Origin of the sequence: Chitinophaga sp. LS1 (genome assembly GCF_034274695.1) — a bacterium.
GTDB lineage: Bacteria > Bacteroidota > Bacteroidia > Chitinophagales > Chitinophagaceae > Chitinophaga.
This window is the reverse complement of the sequence record NZ_CP128362.1, coordinates 5,266,035-5,285,491: the sequence shown is the minus strand read 5'-3', so window position 1 is coordinate 5,285,491 and position 19,457 is coordinate 5,266,035. Positions and strand designations below refer to the sequence as shown.

General features: G+C 46.2%; 14 protein-coding genes. 3 read left to right on the top strand and 11 right to left on the bottom strand.

Features of this window, described 5'->3' with window-relative positions; all coding sequences use genetic code 11:
* Positions 1 to 33: 33 nt before the first annotated feature.
* Positions 34 to 1,011 (bottom strand): 2-hydroxyacid dehydrogenase, encoded by a 978-nt coding sequence (locus QQL36_RS21710; protein ID WP_321566738.1) that lies wholly within the window; start codon positions 1,009 to 1,011, stop codon positions 34 to 36.
* Between the two features lie 495 nt (positions 1,012 to 1,506).
* On the opposite strand from QQL36_RS21710, the gene QQL36_RS21705 reads away from it, so the two are divergent.
* Positions 1,507 to 4,608: a SusC/RagA family TonB-linked outer membrane protein gene (locus QQL36_RS21705; RefSeq protein ID WP_321566737.1), complete on the top strand. Its 3,102-nt coding sequence runs from the start codon at positions 1,507 to 1,509 to the stop codon at positions 4,606 to 4,608.
* A gap of 5 nt (positions 4,609 to 4,613) precedes the next feature.
* Positions 4,614 to 6,209 (top strand): SusD/RagB family nutrient-binding outer membrane lipoprotein, encoded by a 1,596-nt coding sequence (locus tag QQL36_RS21700; RefSeq protein WP_321566736.1) that lies wholly within the window; start codon positions 4,614 to 4,616, stop codon positions 6,207 to 6,209.
* 95 nt (positions 6,210 to 6,304) lie between these two features.
* Here the strand turns inward: QQL36_RS21700 and QQL36_RS21695 are convergent, their stop codons facing one another.
* A complete protein-coding gene (locus QQL36_RS21695; RefSeq protein WP_179091107.1) occupies positions 6,305 to 7,366 on the bottom strand; it encodes a hypothetical protein in 1,062 nt (353 codons plus the stop codon).
* 213 nt (positions 7,367 to 7,579) lie between these two features.
* Here QQL36_RS21695 and QQL36_RS21690 point away from each other — a divergent pair, with 213 nt between their 5' ends.
* Positions 7,580 to 8,617 carry an XAC2610-related protein gene (locus tag QQL36_RS21690; RefSeq protein WP_321566735.1) on the top strand — a complete coding sequence of 346 codons (1,038 nt, stop codon included), beginning with the start codon at positions 7,580 to 7,582 and terminating at the stop codon, positions 8,615 to 8,617.
* Positions 8,618 to 8,624: 7 nt separating this feature from the next.
* Here QQL36_RS21690 and QQL36_RS21685 read toward each other — a convergent pair whose 3' ends face one another.
* The 9 genes from QQL36_RS21685 to QQL36_RS21645 all read right to left on the bottom strand — a co-directional run bounded on the left by QQL36_RS21685 (position 8,625) and on the right by QQL36_RS21645 (position 19,399).
* Positions 8,625 to 10,007, bottom strand: a complete 1,383-nt coding sequence (locus tag QQL36_RS21685; protein ID WP_321566734.1) for a lactate utilization protein B — start codon at positions 10,005 to 10,007, stop codon at positions 8,625 to 8,627.
* A gap of 18 nt (positions 10,008 to 10,025) precedes the next feature.
* Entirely contained in the window at positions 10,026 to 10,763 is a 738-nt protein-coding gene (locus QQL36_RS21680; RefSeq protein WP_320572979.1) for a (Fe-S)-binding protein, read from the bottom strand.
* Positions 10,764 to 10,785: 22 nt separating this feature from the next.
* Positions 10,786 to 12,189, bottom strand: coding sequence for an FGGY-family carbohydrate kinase (locus QQL36_RS21675; RefSeq protein WP_321566733.1), 1,404 nt, complete (start codon positions 12,187 to 12,189; stop codon positions 10,786 to 10,788).
* A gap of 122 nt (positions 12,190 to 12,311) precedes the next feature.
* A complete protein-coding gene (locus QQL36_RS21670) occupies positions 12,312 to 13,586 on the bottom strand; it encodes a TIM barrel protein (protein WP_321566732.1) in 1,275 nt (424 codons plus the stop codon).
* A gap of 89 nt (positions 13,587 to 13,675) precedes the next feature.
* Positions 13,676 to 15,793: a bifunctional aldolase/short-chain dehydrogenase gene (locus QQL36_RS21665; RefSeq protein WP_321566731.1), complete on the bottom strand. Its 2,118-nt coding sequence runs from the start codon at positions 15,791 to 15,793 to the stop codon at positions 13,676 to 13,678.
* Positions 15,794 to 15,826: 33 nt separating this feature from the next.
* Positions 15,827 to 16,882 carry an L-rhamnose/proton symporter RhaT gene (gene rhaT / locus QQL36_RS21660; RefSeq protein ID WP_083722846.1) on the bottom strand — a complete coding sequence of 352 codons (1,056 nt, stop codon included), beginning with the start codon at positions 16,880 to 16,882 and terminating at the stop codon, positions 15,827 to 15,829.
* A gap of 204 nt (positions 16,883 to 17,086) precedes the next feature.
* Complete coding sequence (locus QQL36_RS21655; RefSeq protein ID WP_083722847.1) at positions 17,087 to 17,278, bottom strand: hypothetical protein; 192 nt, start codon at positions 17,276 to 17,278, stop codon at positions 17,087 to 17,089.
* Position 17,279: 1 nt separating this feature from the next.
* Complete coding sequence (locus QQL36_RS21650) at positions 17,280 to 17,747, bottom strand: DUF6934 family protein (protein ID WP_083722848.1); 468 nt, start codon at positions 17,745 to 17,747, stop codon at positions 17,280 to 17,282.
* A gap of 143 nt (positions 17,748 to 17,890) precedes the next feature.
* Positions 17,891 to 19,399, bottom strand: a complete 1,509-nt coding sequence (locus tag QQL36_RS21645) for a glycoside hydrolase (protein WP_083722849.1) — start codon at positions 19,397 to 19,399, stop codon at positions 17,891 to 17,893.
* Positions 19,400 to 19,457 lie beyond the last annotated feature (58 nt).

The window sequence follows — 19,457 nt, the reverse complement described above, 5'->3', positions numbered from 1 at the left end:
GGCTTTTTACTCAAACATCTACACCGATATTATTTACCCTAATTCATTTACTCCTTTCTCTCCTTTCACAAAACAATCTAAGTTGAACATCGTCGTTGCTGCTATATTCTTTAATGCGGTGTCGGTAAGGAATGCCTGATGGCTCGTGATCAGTACATTGGCAAACGTGATCAGTCGGGAGATCACATCATCCTGTACGATATCACTGGAATGATCTTCGAAAAACAATCCCCTCTCTTCTTCATATACATCCAGTCCCAGATAACCTATCTGGCCTGACTTCAATCCCTCCGTCACATCCAGTGTATTGATCAGTCTACCACGGCTGGTATTGATCAGCATTACCCCTTTCTTCATTTTGGCAATGCTTTGTTTATTGATAATATATTCCGTTTCGGGTGTCAGCGGTGCATGCAGCGAAATGATATCCGCCTGCCGGCACAACTCATCTATACTTAGATAAGTAGCCTCATAAGACGGATCCGGGTATCTGTCAAAAGCAATGATCTTACACCCAAAGCCCCGCATGATTTGGCCCACGATCTTACCAATCTTTCCCATGCCGATGATACCGACTGTCTTGCCATGCAGGTCAAAACCGGTTAGCCCATCCAATGAGAAGTTCAGGTCCCTGATACGGTTGTGTGCCCTGACAAGTTTTCTATTGAGTGCCAGTATTAAGGCAACTGTATGCTCTGCCACGGCATAAGGTGAATACTCCGGTACACGCGCTATGCGCATACCTAATGCATGTGCCACCTGTATGTCTACATGATTAAACCCTGCGGAGCGAAGCGCGAGATACTTTACGCCCAGTGCCGCGAGTTTTTCTAATACCGGGGCTGAACCATCGTCGTTTACAAAGATACAAACAGCCTCACAACCCGCTGCCAGCGGTGCTGTTGCCAATGAGAGTGCCGGTTCCAGCAAAACTAATTCATGCTGGTCGCCGGCTGCCTGTAACAAAAAATCCCTTTCAAATTTATGTGTACTGTAAAAGGCGGTCTTCATGTTGATCAAAGTTATTCAAACAATAGTAAATATTACGATGATAACTGCTATTATATCGTCTGACTAATATCATAAAAATTTGCCAATCTGATGACAAGAATTTCTAATTCAAGGATAGAAGTTCCAGACTCATAGATTATACTACTCTACTTTTATGAAAAGACACATCAATACATTAGCTTTAACGTTTTAGTAACAGTCCACAAGCTACTAGCTGTTGACTTAATTATGAGAAACTAATAATACTACTTTATACAACCAGACAGTTAACAATGAATAGGTTTTGCCTGACGGGGGAATGTATGGGCTAAAGGATCATTTTAAATCTAACAAACATAACAACACATGAAAAACAAGGCATGCGCTAATGCCTAAGGGCAAGTTATGCCTATTCCTTTTAATCTAATTTGCTGGTAAACTTTACCAACAGCTTTGTATTGCCTGTACTGCTAGTCTTTTGAAAACTTGTCATTATTATAAACCAAAAACTAGCACATGATGAGGAAGCTATCACTTCTTTTGATGGTACTGCTGCTTTGTCAGACAGTATTTGCACAAACCCGACAGTTATCCGGCACTGTCAAAGACGCCAAAACCGGAGAGACCCTTATAGCAGTTACAATCAAAGTAAAAGGTAAGAACAACGCTACCTTTTCAAAACCCGATGGCTCTTATACTTTGCCAATTCCCGCCGGCTCAGTGGAACTGGAAGTATCACTCGTAGGTTATGGTACCAAAACCATACAGGTAGCGCCCAATCAATCTATGATAGATCTTGTCCTGGATCAGTCTTCCACCCAGCTTGGCGAAGTGATGGTGACCGCATTGGGTATCACCAAAGAATCGAAGAAATTAGGTTACTCTGTATCTAAAGTAGGCGGCGACCTGATGACACAAGCACGTGAAACCAACGTAGGTAATTCCCTTACAGGTCGTGTAGCTGGTTTGAATGTAAGCGGTACCAGTGGTGGTCCCGGTGGATCTGTAAGAATACTGCTGCGCGGTATGGCGAGCTTCTCTGCTTCCAGTCCGCTCTTCGTGATCAACGGTGTTCCAATGGATAACACACAGCGTGGTAGTGCCACAGAATGGGGTGGTGCCGACTATGGTGATGGTTTATCTAACATCAACCCTGATGATATTGAAAGTATGAGTGTATTGAAAGGAGCATCTGCTGCTGCCTTATACGGTTCCCGTGCTGCAAACGGGGTGATACTCATCACCACCAAAACAGGGAAAAAGAACACCCTTCAGGTAGAATACAACTCCAATTTTGCTGCTGATAAAGCAATTAATTTTACTGACTTCCAGTATGAATACGGCCAGGGCCAGAGCGGTGAAAGACCGACTACCACTACTGCCGCGCAAAACAGTACCCGCCTGGCATGGGGCGAAAAAATGGATGGTGTACAGACCATTCAGTTCGATGGCAATACTTACGCATATGCAGCTGTGAAGAATAACCTGGAGAACTTTTACCGTACCGGTACAACTTTTACCAATACTGTATCTGCTTCCGGCGGGGGCGATAACGGTACCTTCCGTTTATCACTGTCAGATATGAACAATAAAGGTATCTTATCCAATAATACACTTTACCGGAAAACCATCGGCCTTAATGTAGATCAGAAAGTATCTGAAAAACTTAAGGTGACAGTGGCGGCTAACTATATCGACGAACAATCGAATAATAAGCCCTACCTGAGTGATGGGCCACTGAACCCAAACAATGGCATGTTCCTCGCTGGTAATATCAGGGAATCTATATTAGCACCGGGTTATGATGCTTCGGCAGATGGGAAGGAAATAGCCTGGACAGACGACACATACGTCACCAACCCTTACTTCGTACTCAACCAGAGCAAAAATAAAATTACCCGCTCCCGCCTCATTTCCGCTATGACTGCCCGCTATGACTTTACTGACTGGATCTATGCACAGGCAAGGGTCGGCTATGACTTCATCAGTGACGTTACCCGGCAGATCACCCCATGGGGTACCCTGTACGATTGGTCATCCAGCGATGGTACCACTGTTAGCGGTGACTACAGCCTGAATAATGAATCCCGCAAGGAAATGAACACCGACGCGTTGGTAGGCATCAAACACAGGATTAAAAATGATTTTGATTTCAACCTCTCACTCGGTGCCGCACTGAGAAAGTACAAAGATGAAATCATAGGTGTAACCGGCGACAACTTCATCATTCCTTACCTGTATAACTATACGAATGTGGTGACCTATGGCAGGACCTATGACCTGACCAATAAAGAAGCACACTCTGCTTATTATAACCTGGATCTCTCTTACAAGAACTTCCTGACACTAACGACTACAGGTCGTTATGACACCTATTCTACCCTGCCGGCTAACAACAGGAACATTTTTGTGCCTTCTGTGTCTGGAAGTTTTATCTTCTCAGAACTGGTGAAGGTGCCTAAAATGAGTTATGGTAAGTTCCGCGCTTCCTGGGCCAATGCAAGTGGCGAGCCTACTGATGCTTATATCACCCAGACTTATTATACGCAACAGAACAGTATCAACGATTATATCACGGCCAACTTCAGTAGTGCATTACCCAATACAAACCTGAAACCTTACACCCTTAAAGAGGTAGAAACCGGTCTGGAGGTGAAGTTCTTTGATAACAGGTTAGGGGTAGACCTGGCTTATTTTCATCGTAAGACGCATAATGAGATCATCAGCGGAAACCTTTCTACGGCCTCCGGTTATTCCACCCAGTATATCGGTACCGGTTCCACACAAAACCAGGGCGTGGAAATATTGCTGACCGGCACACCTGTTCAAGATGATGATTTCAGCTGGAATGTATCTGTGAATGCCACTAATGTGAAGAATAAAATCATCGATATTTATGGCAGTAACAGTACCAGTACTACCCTGAGCCTGGGTACCTACCGACCCCGAAATGCAGCCACAGCACTGGTAAAAGGCATGGCTGGTCCACAGATAATGGCGTACGATTACCTGTATGATGACAATGGTAACATTGTTGTAAACTCTTCCGGTATTCCTGAGAGAGGTAGTTACAAGGCCTTCGGCAGTGTGCTGCCTTCATGGTTTGGCGGCATCAATAACGATTTCCGTTATAAACATTTCAATTTCTCCTTCCTCGTGGATGGCAAATTTGGTAACAAGGTATTGTCTGCTACCAGCTACTATTCCATGTATCGTGGTCTGAACAAGAATACCCTGGAAGGTCGCGAAGACGGTGTAACGGCCAAAGGTGTGTACGAAGATGGTACAACCAATACCAGTCAGACAGAAGCCCAGACGTACTACCAAGCTCTGGCTGTCAACGTATCCCGCCTGCATGTGCTGGATGGGAGCTTCATCAAGCTACGCCAGGTAACACTGGGCTACAGCCTGAACGGAAAAACATTGAGCCGCACCCCCTTCTCTGCTATCAATGTGTCACTGGTAGCACGCAATCTGCTGGTATTAATGAAACATACTGACAACATTGATCCTGAAGCTGCCTTTTCATCCACGATCAGTTACGCAGGTATCGAAGGAACCAGTTTGCCCAGCACAAGGTCCTACGGTATTAATGTAAACTTCAAATTCAAAAAATAATGACAATGAGAAAGCGTTTCCTCTATATAGCAGCCGTAGCTGCACTGTTTGTCAACGGTTGTACCAAGAAATTTGATTCAGTTAATACGGATCCTAATGCTACCAGTTCCTCTTCCCTGGATCCAAACTACCTGCTCTCCTATTCCGAATGGTATTATTCCAATACGGGGTATAACCAGTTGTTGTTTGAAAGTATGTGGGTACAGGTGTTGTCTTCCACTTATGGCTATTATAGTAATGGTGATAAGTATGTAGCTTCTACCAACCAGGTGTCTTACCAGGATAATCCATGGAATGCAGACTACCAGGCAGCAAGTTATGCGTACGAGATGATGACCCTTGCAAAAGAGAAAGGGAAAATGAACCTTTACTACATCGGTCTGATTATGAAAAATATGATCCTGCAGCGAGTGACGGATTCTTATGGAAATGTTCCTTTCTCCCAGGCCTTGCAGGCAAAGGAAGGTATCACAGAGCCCGTATATGATACCCAGGATTCTATTTACTACAACATGCTCGCACAGGTAGACAGTGCGACGGAGAAACTGGATGCTTCGGCAGATGAGATCACTTCTGACTTATTTTATGATGGGGATATTGCACAGTGGAAAAAACTGGGTTATTCACTGATGCTGAAAATGGCCATGCGGCTTACCAAAGTGGACCTGACCACGGCTAAGACCTACGCAGAGAAAGCATATACCGGTGGGGTTTTTAGCAGCATTGACGACAACGCGTTTGTACTGGCAGATAATTCAAATGGCTATACGAATAGTACCGCCAGCTCGCTGCTGGTATCAGATGATTTCAGAGAAGTGAAATGGAGTCAGTCTTTCATCGACTACCTCCGAACAAACAATGACCCGCGCCTGTCTATCATTGGAGAGATCCCGGAAGCAGGGCTGACAGCCAATAATGATCAGTCACTCGCAGGTGATATGGATTCAAGCGTACAGCTGGGTATGCCCAATGGGTATGATCTGAATGGTGGTACGACAGATATCAGCAATGCTCCGGGCTATCCTGGTGCGACCGGCAGTAGTAGTGATGAAGCACCGTTGGGCAACTATTCCAGACCTACGGTCGCCATTTTCAGGGATAAAAGCGGTCCTAACTTTGTCTTAACCTATGCAGAGACAGAACTGTTGCTGGCAGAAGCAGCTGTGAGAGGTTGGAGTGTAGGTAGCGCGGCATCTGTGCACTATGCAAATGGTGTGGCAGCAGCAATGCAGTCACTCGCTACTTTCAGTTCTTCAGAAGCGACTATTTCTGCAGCTACCGCAGCAACCTATACGACAGCGCATCCACTGGATGTAACTTCCACTACGGCTTCTCTGAAGCAGATCAACGAACAATACTGGATTACAGATGGTACGCTTTTCAATCATATTGAAGCATGGATCAACTGGCGCAGATCAGGATATCCGGAGCTGACACCAGTGGTATATAGTAACAACTTTACCAACGGAACTATTCCAAGAAGGATCCCTTATCAATCCAGTGAGAAAACAGCGAATGCTACGAACTATAATGCAGCCGTGGCTTTGCTGAGTGGTGGAGATAATTACACCTCCCGCATGTGGTGGGATGTTGCACAATAATAAGTGGTTCAATAACAAAACATGAGGCAGCAGGAACACTCTTCCCGCTGCCTCATGTTTAACCCAATGAAACATACCTGGACAAGCATATTTAATCAACGTGTAATTAATGCGATATGTTTATGGTCTTCTAAAACCCCGTCTTTTACAAATATAATTTCCCCGTTCTTATCGATCACTGCGCGCATAGCGTCTTCAACGGCATCAATGGTATGAGTTGTCTCAGGGCTTTGGGTTCTTAAACGACCTGTGAGTTCATCGGTAAAGTCTGCCGGGTTGAAATCTTTTTCAATCAACAGCTTACTACCCTGTCCATTTCTGGCGGCACGCAGTACATCCCGTATCCCATCTACCACCTGCGCATTCCGATCTTCCAGTTCACGGATCACCTGCTGATCCCGCATTTCAATAAAAGATTTTACTGCCGGCCATGCTTTGTCTTCCAACGTCTTCAATGGCACACTGGAGAAATTGCCATGAACGGAAGCGGTGACATTTTTTTTGTGATTGGATACATCTTCGAAGTATCCGATATCTTTAGTAGGCCCGGTTAAGATCAAAGGCTGTCCGTGCAGGTAAGCTTCCAGCAATTTGTCTGCCGCCTTATAGAAACTCTTCTGACGCAGACTTGCTACCACAGATTTATCCTTATTTCTTTCGCCTGTGGTAGTTGTACCATAGTCGTATTCGTTATCAAAGTTGAATGGGAAGTTAGCATCGTTCATCTGTTCCAGCCGGCCCATCCTACCACGATATAGCTGGACCTTTTTCTCTTCCAGGTGCAATACGAGGTAGTCAAAACCGTATTGTTCCTGGTACAATAGCTCACGCAACGCGAATTTTTTCCCAAGGCACACTTTTGCCTGCACCGGGAAGGAGAAGCAGAATAGCGTATTATAATTTGGCGCTACATATAACCCTATACCTTTGTCTACAGGGCTGTATGTATAACTATCGGAGAGTTCAATTAACGCATTAGTCAGTGCCTCCGCCTTGTCAGGCCAGGCGGTACGGAGGTGGGCTGCGGTTTCTTCAATGGATTGGTTTACCAGTTGTAAGGCCGCTTTTCTATCCTGCGCCCCGTCTAATGCTACGACAATTGAAACACAGGGCGGGGTTTCGTGTTTTTGCATTACAACTAAATGATCTGATAACATAGTTCAGCATTTAAAGGATGAATGATAGGTCAACAACGTATTGAGATACAACGAACGTGCCGTGTAAGAGAAGGAAAGATGGTAGGCCCCTGCCACGGATGAGGTGCCGCCTACCGCTGTGTACCGGGAGGGTACAGGAAGTGGAAAGAAGGCTACAGAAGAAACTTGCACACCTCGCTAACTGTTGTTAGCTTTGTAGTGGAACTTATTGTCATGAAAACAACTCCTCTTATTCTTCTACTTTTGGCATGCAGCAATGCTTTTGCGCAGCATTCTATCTCTTTTAAAATTGATGGTTTCTCGAACAAATACTACGGACTGGTGCAGGTGCGCGATACGGCAGACGTGTTCAAAGCCGGTACAGTAAAGGTATTTGACAGAGCAACGAAGAAAGAGCTGATGCACACAACGTCGGATGAACTCACCTTTGATTTGCATGAAGGCCAGGTGAAGGCCAATATCATGGAGGCTCCTTATGGGGAGCAAAGCCTGATTATTTATGAGGATTTCAATTTTGACGGGGTGAAGGATTTTGCCCTCATGGATGGACAAAATAGTTGTTACCACGGGCCTTCTTTCCAGATCTGGCTGGCGCAGGGAGTGGGTTTTAAGCATAGTGACGCTTTTACCAGGCTGGCGCAGGAGTATTGTGGGATGTTTGTTGTCAACCAGAAAGATAAGGTACTGGAGACCATGACGAAGAGTGGTTGCTGCTGGCACCAGTTTTCCCGGTTTAAAGTAGAGAATGGACAGCTAAAGACACTGAGTGTGGAAGAATCAAGTTTGAGTAATACAGAACCTTTCTTCGAAGAAGTATCTCAGCAGACCTGGGTGAATGGGAAGGAGGAACAAACTTTGAAACAATATATTTCAGAAGCAGATACCCTGTTCTCATTTACACTGGCAAAGAACGGGAAACAGGTCGTATTGTTTCAGGCAGCGCAGGGCGAGTTCCTGTTTTATGCCCTGTGTCAGAAAGATGGCAGTATAGAATTCTCCTATCCGGAGGTCATATACGACGAAAAGACGCAGGAGAATGTAGGAGGTGCCATGACCCTCAGTAATGGGAAATTAGCCTTTAAAAATGACGATGCGGCCTATGAAATATACGACGAGGGGAATGGGAAGATTGGTGTGAGGGTGGTAAGTGATGGAAAGAATTACGTGTTTGAAGGGGTTGCAGGTACTGTGAAAGGAGACCTGGATCATTTAAAAGGCCTGGACAAAAAGAATTTAAACAAAACGCTTTAACCTAAGGCTAAAGCGTTTTGTTCTTTTTATACCAATCAGCGAATGACTGTTTCGGTGCTTCCGGCATATCTCTTTGTTTATACCATGGGTTCAACCCATTATTCACCACGCCAGGGAAATGTCGCATTACCCAGCGTCCTACCCCACCAGCTGTCTTAAACACTGTCGGTCTTGACAGCACCATATTCATCATCTGCATACTTGCTTTCTTGGAAGTCGTCGCGTATCCTTCCTGCACAATGACCTGTCTCCATTTATACAGCTGCTCGTGAATATTGATCTTCACCGGACATACATTTGAACAGGAGCCACAGAGCGTAGATGCAAATGGCAGGTCCGCATTCTCTTTCATATCCAGGTTAGGTGCCAGGATCGCCCCGATTGGCCCCGCTACCGCGTTGTGATAACTATGACCACCGCTTCGGCGATATACCGGACAGGTGTTCATACATGCACCACAACGGATACATTTCAGTGAGTTACGGAATTCCTCCCTGCCCAACTGACGGCTACGTCCATTATCTACCAGCACGATATGCAGTTTTTGTCCTGCTCCAGGTTTCCGGAAATGACTACTGTAAGTTGTAATCGGCTGCCCGGTAGCACTACGCGCCAGCAAACGCAGAAATACCCCGAGGTGTTTACGCTGCGGGATGATTTTCTCAATCCCCATACAGGCAATATGTACATCTGCAAGGTGAGCGCCCATATCGGCATTCCCTTCGTTGGTACACACTACCATCTCCCCTGTTTCGGCTACGGCAAAGTTCACGCCCGTGATCGCCGCGCGGGACTGTATAAATTCCTTTCTGAGGTGTAGTCTGGCAGCCGCAGTGAGGAACTTAGGATCCGCATTCCCCGCAGGGGTACCTAAGTGAATATGGAACAGATCTCCGATTTCTTCTTTCTTTTTATGGATACAAGGCAGTACGATGTGACTGGGAGGTTCCTTCGCCAGCTGCACAATGCGCTCGCCCAGATCCGTATCGATCACTTCAATGCCATGTTCTGCCAGAAATGGGTTCAGGTGACACTCTTCCGTGAGCATGGATTTACTTTTTACCATGCGCTGCACGCCCTGTTCCTGTAATAGTTTTAGTACGATTTCATTGTGTTCTTTAGCATCAGCCGCCCAGTGAACGGCCGCACCGTTGAGTTGCGCATTCTTTTCAAATTCTACCAGGTAATCATGGAGATTGCCGAGTACATTGAACTTGATCCGGGACGCGGTTTCACGCAGGTCTTCCCATTCAGGGAGGGACCACGCCATTTTATCTCTCTTCTGACGTACCCACCACAAGGTCTCATCATGCCAGTTTACTCTCGCTTCGTCTTTATTGAAGGTCTCCGCCAGTTCAGCGTGCTCTTTATGTGCAGTTGTTGGTTCCATTCAGATCAGTTTTGGTGTTTAAAAAGCAGCATTCAGGATCTCTGCGATGTGCAGTACTTTCACCTTGCTCTGCTGTCTTTTGAGAATACCTTCCAGGTGCATGAGACAGCTGACATCATTACCTGTGATATATTCGGCACCATGCTTTTCATGATCAGCTACACGGTCTTTCCCCATTTTCACAGAAACCGCTTCTTCGAATACGCAGAAGGTACCACCGAAACCGCAGCACTCATCCTTACGGTCCAGTTCTATCAGTTCCAGTCCATCCACCATTTGCAGAAGTTGCTGTGGTTTGGAATAAGGGGCTGCTACCAGCTCCGTCATCTGTGCGAGGTGCAGGCCACGCTGTCCGTGACAACTCTGGTGAATACCAACTTTATGCGGGAAGCGGGCGGTCAGGTTTTTGACCTTGAGTACGTCTGTCAAGAATTCAGACAATTCGTAGATGTGCTGACGAATATGGGTCGCAGCATCTTCTTTGTCATGCACGTGCAGATGGTCTTTGATATGTAGCGTACAACTACCCGATGGCGATACGATGTAATCAAAGTCTGCAAAGTTGTTGACAAATAGTTCATTACAACCACCGGTGAGGTGTTCAAAACCAGAGTTTGCCATGGGTTGTCCGCAACAGGTTTGCCCCTGCGGATATACTACCTCGCAACCAAGTTTTTCCAGCAGGGATAAAGTGGCGATGCCCACCTGCGGATAGAACTGGTCAATATAGCAAGGTATAAAGAGTCCTACTTTCATGTAAGTTCGTTTAAATAAGGCGCTACCTGTACGCGAATTCCCTGTTCACTGCATAATGCCTCATTTCAACCAGATCGCCGGGTAGAGGCTGGGTATTCCAGTGCTGGTGAATAGCCAGCGCTGCCCCGATGGCAGTTGCCTGTGCGACAGAAGCTGCAAATACCTCCATCTGAGGAAATGCCGCTGCCAGCATGTGCATGTACACCGGGTTTTTACCAAAACCACCGTCCACAAAAATACGTCGCACCGCTGTACCTGTAGTCACAAGCGCAGTAGAGTGCTGCTGTTGTTTCATCAGGTCCATAATTAGCTGGTGATAAGCAATCTCGTAACTCGTGAAATCTGACAATGATCTATGAGCAAACCGGGAGGCCTGTAACAGGTCTTTTCCTGAGAGCGGTGCTTCCTTTACCGCTGTTGCCTGCAAATGGGCAAATATAGCGGGGTCAAAGGCGATTTGCTGATAGCAATTTACCGGTGTTTGATAATATTCTGACAGCCTGCGAACTTGTTGCTCGTGATCACTACCAGCAAAGAGACGGGCAGCCTTTACAGGGCGTCCCTGGTAGGTAAGGTAGCAGAGGCAGTCCTGTTCCAGTTCATCAGGGGTTAGTGGTTGGTCATTGAATGGGTTCAGGGTGATGCACCAGGTACCTGTACTGATGAGTACAAAGGGTTCCTGGAAGCTTTCCAGGTAAGGAATAAGCGCTGCGGAACTGTCGTGCAGGCCGGCACCGACTACGTAATCGATGGGTCGGTTTGAGGCATCCACATTTCCTTTGCATCTGGTAACGGCGTTTGCCGGGAAGATTGGGGGTAGTTTGTCGCTAATTCCTTCCTGAATTACCCAGTGATGATATTGCTGGTGATTGAAATCCCATAGCATGGTATGACAGCCGATGCTTGTAATATCAGTCATGTACTTGCCAGAGATCAGGTAACTTACATATTGCGGAAGGTGTAAGGCATAACGAATCTGGTTGTACAACTCTGGTTGTTGTTCTTTGATACGATACAATTGTAAGCCGGAATTCAGGCTACCGAGTGCAGGCGAAGCCGTTTCGCTACAGATCAGCAGCTGCCCACCGTATTTGTTGTGAAAAGTATTTTGTAATGGTGTGGGATACGATTTGAGGTAGTTGTACAAAGGGGCAATGACTTCGCCGTTCTCATTGAGGTAAACGAAGCTGGCGCCATATGTACTGAAGTTCATGGCTTTGACGTGGAAAGCAGGTTGGGTGGTGAGTTCTTTCAGACTATCTTTCACCCATTGGGTGAGAAGTTGGATGTCTTCACATTTGTCACCATCTTCGTCTTTGGTTTCAGGGAAGCTCATGCCTCTTTCATAGACGATGTGGTATTGTTCATTGATAAGGAACAACTTTTTGTTGGTCTTACCGATGTCTAAGATAGCGATGCAATTCATGGCTGCTGTTTAGAAAAGAATTTGTCAATATGCCTTTTGCACATTGACAAATTCAATCTCAATCTCAATATGTAAATGGGCATTAGAAGTGGCGGTGATCCTGAGTCTATAACCGGCCAGGATTACAGGCCTGTTGCGACCGTCTTCAATCCTCTCTCTTTGATCAGGTTTTCTCTCACCTTATACTGGCGGTAAAACGCAATCGGATCCAGTACACCACCTGCATTCAGGCGGGCCTGTGCAACCAGTGGGCGTACATCTGTGCGGTAAGCCTGTTGCAGTATCTCCTGTGCGGCTACTGCATCATTATTCTGCTGTGCAGCCTGTAGTGCTTTGGTATCAACCAGTAGCGCCTGTGCGTAAGCGATCTTGATGGCTTCTACTGATTGCAGCAGATCTTCTAACGGATCTTTTACATTGTGAGAAGCATCGATCATCCAGCCAAGGTCGCTGGCGTGGTGCATACTACGGGCATCCATACCTTCTACCAGTTCATTGAAGATGAGGAATAACTGATAAGGGTTGATGCTACCTACTGTGAGGTCGTCATCACCATACTTGGAGTCATTGAAATGGAATCCGGCCAGCTTGCCTTCCATAAGGAGGAGGGCTACAATCTGCTCGATATTTGCATTCGCGAGGTGATGTCCCAGGTCAACCAATGTCTGGGCTTTCGGACCTAGTTTATTGGCAAATAAAAGGGATTGACCCCAGTCGCCGATAGTAGTGCTATAGAAATTGGGTTCGAAGGCTTTGTATTCGATGTAAACTTTCCAGTCGTCAGGCAGTGCTGCATAGATATCCTGGAGACTTTCGTAAGTACGTTTAAATGCACCACGGAAATTGAGCTGACCAGGGAAGCAGGAGCCATCAGCCAGCCAGATGCTGAGTGCGTTAGAGCCAAGTTCTATTCCGTAGCGGATCACTTCGATGTTGTGTTCTACGGCTTGTTGTCTAACACCTTTGTCAGTATGGTGCAGAGAGCCGAACTTATAGCTATATTCCTGTCCGGGCTGATCCTGAAAGGTATTTGAATTTACGGCATCAAAACGGATGTCGTATTGTGCAGCGAGGGCTTTGATGTTTGCTGTGTTTTCAGGAATATCCCATGGGATATGCAATGAAACAGCGCCACTGCTGCGGTTCAGGGCATGCAGCAAACCGATGTCAGTGATCTTTTCTTCCAGGTTACGCGGTTCACCACCACCGGAAAAACGGCCAAAGCGGGTACCGCCGGTGCCAAGGGCCCAACTCGGAATAGCTACCTGGAATTCTTCCAGTTTTTCAAGAACCTCATTGAGATGGTTGACTTTTTCAGAGATATGCTGAAAATTGCGATCGTGGGCTTGTTTGCGGGCGTCGTTAAAATCAGAAATGTGGAATTTTTCGATATTCATAACCAGAATTTTGCGCGTGATTCAATTTAACGAAAATATGCCGGATAGGCAAGGCCTGCATATTGCTTTGCAAGCCTTGCCGGGGTTGTTTATCTTACAAAGGCTGTCGCCACACCACCATCCACGTTCACCACGTTTCCGGTTGACTTGTTCAGCAAGCCACCAGTCAGTGCGAAGCAGGCGTTGGCAATATCCTCAGGTAATATGATCTGATTGAGCAGGGTACGTTTTGCGTAGTAACCAGGCAGTTCTTCTACAGAGATGCCATAAGCTTTGGCACGACCTGCAGCCCAATCACCTTCCCATATTTTACTATCAGCGATCACAGCATCAGGGTTGATGACGTTTACGCGGATATTGTCTTTTCCTAATTCAGCGGCATTGAGGCGGCTCAGGTGCAGCTGTGCAGCTTTCGCAGAACCATACCCCGCGTTGTTAGGACCACTCATGAGGGCGTTTTTGCTTACGATGTTCAGCACATCGCCACCCATATCCTGTTTACGCATGATTGCTACGCCAGCCTGCGTGACGAGGAACTGACCTTTTACCAATACATCATACAGCAGATCCCAGTCTTTTTCGGTATGTGCTTCCAGTGGTTTGGAGATAGACAGACCCGCACAGTTCACTACGAGGTCTACCCCACCAAATGCCAGGGCGCCTACAGCGAATGCTTCATTGATATCAGCAGATTTAGTCACGTCGAGTATAGCTGCAGCAAATACATCGGGACCATATTGTTTCTGGAATTCGACTTTTGCTTTTTCAAGACGGCCGGCATCGTTGTCATTGATGACAACGCATGCGCCTTCGTCAGCGAATTTCTTAGCGATTGCTTTACCGATACCACCAGCGCTACCTGTTACCAGGGCAATGCGACCAGATAAAGCTTTCGGCTTAGGCATACGTTGCAGTTTTGCTTCTTCGAGCAACCAGTATTCTATATCAAATGCTTCCTGACGGGGTAAGGCGGTGTATTCAGAAATAGCTTCTGCGCCTTTCATTACGTTGATAGCGTTGATATAAAATTCAGCAGCTACGCGGGCAGTTTGTTTATCTTTTGAAAAAGTAAACATACCGATACCAGAATAGAGGATCACTACCGGATTCGGATCACGCAGTGCAGGGCTGTTATCATGACGGCAGGTATTGTAGTATTCAGTATACATCTGGCGGTAAGCTGCAAATGCAGGCGCCAGTTGTTGTTTCACAGTAGCTACGTCATCGAGTGATGCCAGTGGGTCCAGGTCCAGCACCAGCGGACTGATTTTAGTACGCAGGAAGTGGTCAGGACAGCTGGTACCCAATGGCGCCAGTCGATCGAGGTCGTTGGAATTAATAAACTCCAATACACGTGGATCATCGGTAAAGTGCCCGATCATACGGGTATGGCCGGAGCAAAGTCCACGTAAAACAGGCGCCAGTGCAGCGGCTTGTTTTTTACGTACTTCAGGAGCAGCAGGAGCACTTTTAGCGCCACCGAATACGGGGCGTTTTTTGTTATAATTATCTTCGAGGTAAGAAGCGCAGCGCTCTATTACTTCGAGGGTATTGATATAGCTTTCGTAGGCGGTATCACCCCAGGTGAAGAGACCGTGAGAGCCGAGCATGATGCCCCGGATACCCGGGTTCTCCTGCAAACATTGGCGGAGTTGCAGGCCGAGGTCGAAGCCAGGGCGCTGCCAGGGCACCCAACCGATGGTGCCGTTAAAGAGTTCCCGTGTGATACGTTCACCATCTTTGGCCGCAGCGATAGCGATGGCAGCATCCGGATGCAGGTGATCGATATGTTTGAATGGCAGGAAGCCATGCAGGGGAGTATCGATAGAAGGAGCTTTGGATTTCAGGTCGTAAATGCAGTGGTTGAAGAGTTCAACCATTTCATCTTCCATCTGAATGCCATTGTAAATATTTTCGAGGCTGTGCAGGCGGTCTACGTACAAAGCGGCGAGTCCGCTACGTTTGAGGGTGCCTAGGTCACCACCCGAGCCTTTTACCCACATCACTTCTGTTTGTTTTCCGGTAAGCGGGTCTTTGGCCATGGCTTTGCAGGAAGTATTACCACCGCCATAGTTTGTTAAGCGAAGATCTGCGCCCAGGAGGTTAGAGCGGTAGATTAACAGGCCTACTTCGTCACCGGCCATTGCGGCGGCCTTTTCCTCATCCCATAAGTAGCTTACGTGCTTGAAATTTACAGACTGAATCATGTATGTATGTTTAAATATTTTTGTCTTGATTTTTTATCCTAGCGAATTACCATAACCCACCAGCAACACTGAAATCATAATCGTCAATACACCTGCCAGTATAGTTTTAAACGTCGCCGAACTCACGCCTTTCCATTCTTTCAATGTAATTCCCCACAGGCTGGAAATCATAATGATAAATGCCATATGCAATATCCATGAACTGGCGCCATTTCCCAGTTTGCTCTCACCCATTCCATAGAAAAAGAACTGGAAGAACCAGGTCGTACCGGCAATAGCAGCAAAGAAATAATTGCCTGCCAGTGGCGTTTTCTTATTGGTATAATCGCTGAAGGTTTTATTACGTGCATTCAGCAGCAAACACCAGAACAGGTTGGTAGTTAAACCGCCCCAGAGCAGCACCACGAAGATGACATTATTCTGAAAGAGCGGGTTGCACCCCTGCTGGATCGCAATGGCAGCCATTGGTTTTCCTGCTTCGATACCGAAGTTGAAACAGGCGCTGAGGATACCTGATACTGTACCTACGATCAATCCTTTTTTCAGATTGAACTCAGATATGCTCTCTTTCTTCTGATCATCTGACAGTTCATTTTCTTTCATCATCCCGGCTTTCCCGCAGATGGCAATACCGAGTAAACAAACGGCCACACCGGCAAGGACGAGTTGTCCGCTGATGTGATGAATCATGGAAGAAAAAGTATGGGCGGTGTCGCTGGTGAAGAGATCCCTGTAAATAGGCGGGATCAATGCGCCGAAAGCAGAAGTGTAGCCGAGGGCTACAGACATACCAAGAGACATTCCCAGGTAGCGCATGGTGAGACCGAAGGTGAGACCGCCGATGCCCCATAATACGCCCATCAGATAGGTCCAGAATAGTGTAGTGCCGTCAGTCGCGCGGATGATGCTAAGGAAGTCGGGGATGGTGATCCATGCTGCGAGGAAGGGCACGATCAGCCAGGAAAAGAATCCGCCTACTATCCAGTAACTTTCCCAGGCCCAGTTTTTAACTTTTTTAAATGGGATGTAAAAACTGCCCGAGGCAAAGCCTCCGATGAAATGAAAAAATACACCAAGAATAGCTTGCATAAATAGTGGAATTGTGGTTTTTATCTAGTTTAACTGTGGAATTTGAATAGTGGCTACACTATCTGATTTTTCAAATGTAGGGAATGGGGTTGGGGCAACTGTCCTATACATTCCTATTGGGGAGGAAGGACGAGAATAAAAACCCCATTAGCGCATTGGTTTAAATGTGCTAATGGGGGGTATTGGTTGGTTCTTGAAGGGAGATTAATCTTTCCAAATGATTTCACCCCAGGGGAGTGGATGTTCCTTCAGAATACGTATGGCCCTTTCATTTTTCTCTTTAAAATAAGGGCTATTGTTAATAGCTGCTTCTTGTTCCGGGGTCATTATTAAAATGCCCGGTTTGGGGAATTTACTACAATATTCCTCCCAGGTAAGTGGTACTTGCTTAGTCATGTTATTCAATTTTATAGTTTTTCTTTTTGGCCATAAATGCCGTATAATTTACCCCTTTTTTGAAATACTCCCAGCCCATGGGAGTTCTGCCTAGTATATCAAAATGAGAGTCAATTTCCGCTTTGTTTGCATTTATGCCCATTTGATATAATCTATTTCTGGCGGGTGTTCCTCCTATAACAAGAATTACTGCATTACCCCAATGGCTGAAAATATTGAAAATAGTATTTGCTACCGTTGCTAAAACCTTACTTCTATCTCCATTATTTGAAGTAATGCTATCATTAAATTCATTCGGACTATCATCAGCATCACCAAATCCTAAATTCAGAATAGGAGTTCCATCAGGTAGCCGTCCTATTTCAAAGTATTTGATCGTCTTGCTAATCGTCCCATTTGGCCCCAGGCTTTCAAATGTGAACGTTGTCCGGTCTTCGTTGGCTTCGAATAAATACTTCTCTAAGTTCATCCTCCAAATCTATATCTTCCCCCAATTACTTTCCTGTTCATTCCTTGTTCATTCCTTCCAAACCCTCCACTACTCACCCTTTTACTCAAAAACAAGGCTCGTAAAACAAGGTTTTACGAGCCTCCAAATATCTACTACTCTTTCTACTCCATCACCACCGTCACCACACTCCTCTCCTTCAGTTCAATCTGTTCATTCCCTGAACGAACTTCATGCAATTTCATATCCTCTTCCTTACTGGTTTCATAATACCTCACCTTCTTTACCTTTCTTCCCTTCACCTCCATATTCACTACAACAGCCTTCTCCCCATAGTTCACACACACCAACACCACCTGCTTCTTACTTACAAATGCACTCACCAACACATCCTCATCCCTGCTCTCCGCCATCACTCTCTGCATTCCCGGCCTTACGAATCTGCTATACTGTCCCAGCGCCCACAAATTCTTTACCGCCGTCACCGTACCATCTTTATACGTTTTATCCTTCGGATGCAATGCCACCAGATAATACCTCGTATCCATATCAGACTTTCCCGGCTCCCAGCTATTCCAAAACTGCCATGCCGCAGCATTTCCATATACAAAATCATCATGCATCACTTTCGCAAGGAACAACGCACAATCCATGGCTGTACGCGGCCCATCATGCCCATCTTTGTATCCATCCGCCAACATGGAATACTCCGTTTGCCAGTACTGCAGACCATATTTGGATGCCGTATCTGCCACATGCTTACGAATCGCTCTCCTGCTGCTATCTCCCTTATCTGTAAAATAACTATGCCCACCAATAATAGCCGGTACATGAGAAAGCTTGTAAACACCACCGGCTTTCAATGCCTGTATCTGATGCGAAGCCGTCCCTTGCTGCGCATACAGATATTCCAGATGTCCGGCTTCGGAAAGTAATATCTTCGTTTTGGCCCTCACCTTATTGAGTGCAGTATCCAACGCCCCCGCAATTCTTACCACCTCACTATTCGTCCACGCAGTACCTTCCTGATCCGCATCCCCATAAGGATGACTCCAATCCCACTGTGGTTCATTCACTGGACTGATATAATCAAAATGCAATCCTTCCTTATCAAAATGCTGCCACACATTCGTTAAAAATGCAGCATACGCATCATACTGATCTAGCTTCAGATTAGACCGATGATCCTTCTCTGTCTTATACCCCAACCCATTCTGGTTCATCCATACCGGTGGCGTATTCGAGAATGCAATTAATGTTTCTACGCCATAATCCTTCGCCTTTTTCGTAAACCAAAGATATCCTGACTGCTTAGACCAGTCATAGGTGCCATCCGGTTTCAAAAAACACTCCGCACGCTTCCTGAAATCCTTTATTCCACTACTGTCCCCCTGCTCCGCCGTACCACCACCAATATTAAACCGCCAGCTGGAAAGCCCGATCCCCTCCGGCGAACCATCCTTATTAAGTCCCTTACTAAAAAGCCAACGGGCCATCTGCTCCCGTACCTCCGGCGGCCAGTATTTACCTATCCCCTCCGAAAACCAGGCACCGGAAGAACCTATATTATCTATTACCTGCGCCTTTTTGTTGACATCAATTGTAATGCGCTGCTGGGCATGGGCAAAGGCAGCCGTCATGAGCAGCATGATTGTAAAGCGAGACCGTTTCATTTATTTAAACATGGATTCAAAACAAGGTAGGCATATTATTTTTAATTGTCAATCAGAC

What these genes read in the sequence shown, in the direction of transcription:
- QQL36_RS21710 (WP_321566738.1), bottom strand. Translation starts at nt 1,011, where the DNA reads ATGAAGACCGCCTTTTACAGTACACATAAATTTGAAAGGGATTTTTTG.
- QQL36_RS21705 (WP_321566737.1), top strand. Translation starts at nt 1,507, where the DNA reads ATGATGAGGAAGCTATCACTTCTTTTGATGGTACTGCTGCTTTGTCAG.
- QQL36_RS21700 (WP_321566736.1), top strand. Translation starts at nt 4,614, where the DNA reads ATGAGAAAGCGTTTCCTCTATATAGCAGCCGTAGCTGCACTGTTTGTC.
- QQL36_RS21695 (WP_179091107.1), bottom strand. Translation starts at nt 7,366, where the DNA reads ATGTTATCAGATCATTTAGTTGTAATGCAAAAACACGAAACCCCGCCC.
- QQL36_RS21690 (WP_321566735.1), top strand. Translation starts at nt 7,580, where the DNA reads ATGAAAACAACTCCTCTTATTCTTCTACTTTTGGCATGCAGCAATGCT.
- QQL36_RS21685 (WP_321566734.1), bottom strand. Translation starts at nt 10,007, where the DNA reads ATGGAACCAACAACTGCACATAAAGAGCACGCTGAACTGGCGGAGACC.
- QQL36_RS21680 (WP_320572979.1), bottom strand. Translation starts at nt 10,763, where the DNA reads ATGAAAGTAGGACTCTTTATACCTTGCTATATTGACCAGTTCTATCCG.
- QQL36_RS21675 (WP_321566733.1), bottom strand. Translation starts at nt 12,189, where the DNA reads ATGAATTGCATCGCTATCTTAGACATCGGTAAGACCAACAAAAAGTTG.
- QQL36_RS21670 (WP_321566732.1), bottom strand. Translation starts at nt 13,586, where the DNA reads ATGAATATCGAAAAATTCCACATTTCTGATTTTAACGACGCCCGCAAA.
- QQL36_RS21665 (WP_321566731.1), bottom strand. Translation starts at nt 15,793, where the DNA reads ATGATTCAGTCTGTAAATTTCAAGCACGTAAGCTACTTATGGGATGAG.
- rhaT (WP_083722846.1), bottom strand. Translation starts at nt 16,882, where the DNA reads ATGCAAGCTATTCTTGGTGTATTTTTTCATTTCATCGGAGGCTTTGCC.
- QQL36_RS21655 (WP_083722847.1), bottom strand. Translation starts at nt 17,278, where the DNA reads ATGACTAAGCAAGTACCACTTACCTGGGAGGAATATTGTAGTAAATTC.
- QQL36_RS21650 (WP_083722848.1), bottom strand. Translation starts at nt 17,747, where the DNA reads ATGAACTTAGAGAAGTATTTATTCGAAGCCAACGAAGACCGGACAACG.
- QQL36_RS21645 (WP_083722849.1), bottom strand. Translation starts at nt 19,399, where the DNA reads ATGAAACGGTCTCGCTTTACAATCATGCTGCTCATGACGGCTGCCTTT.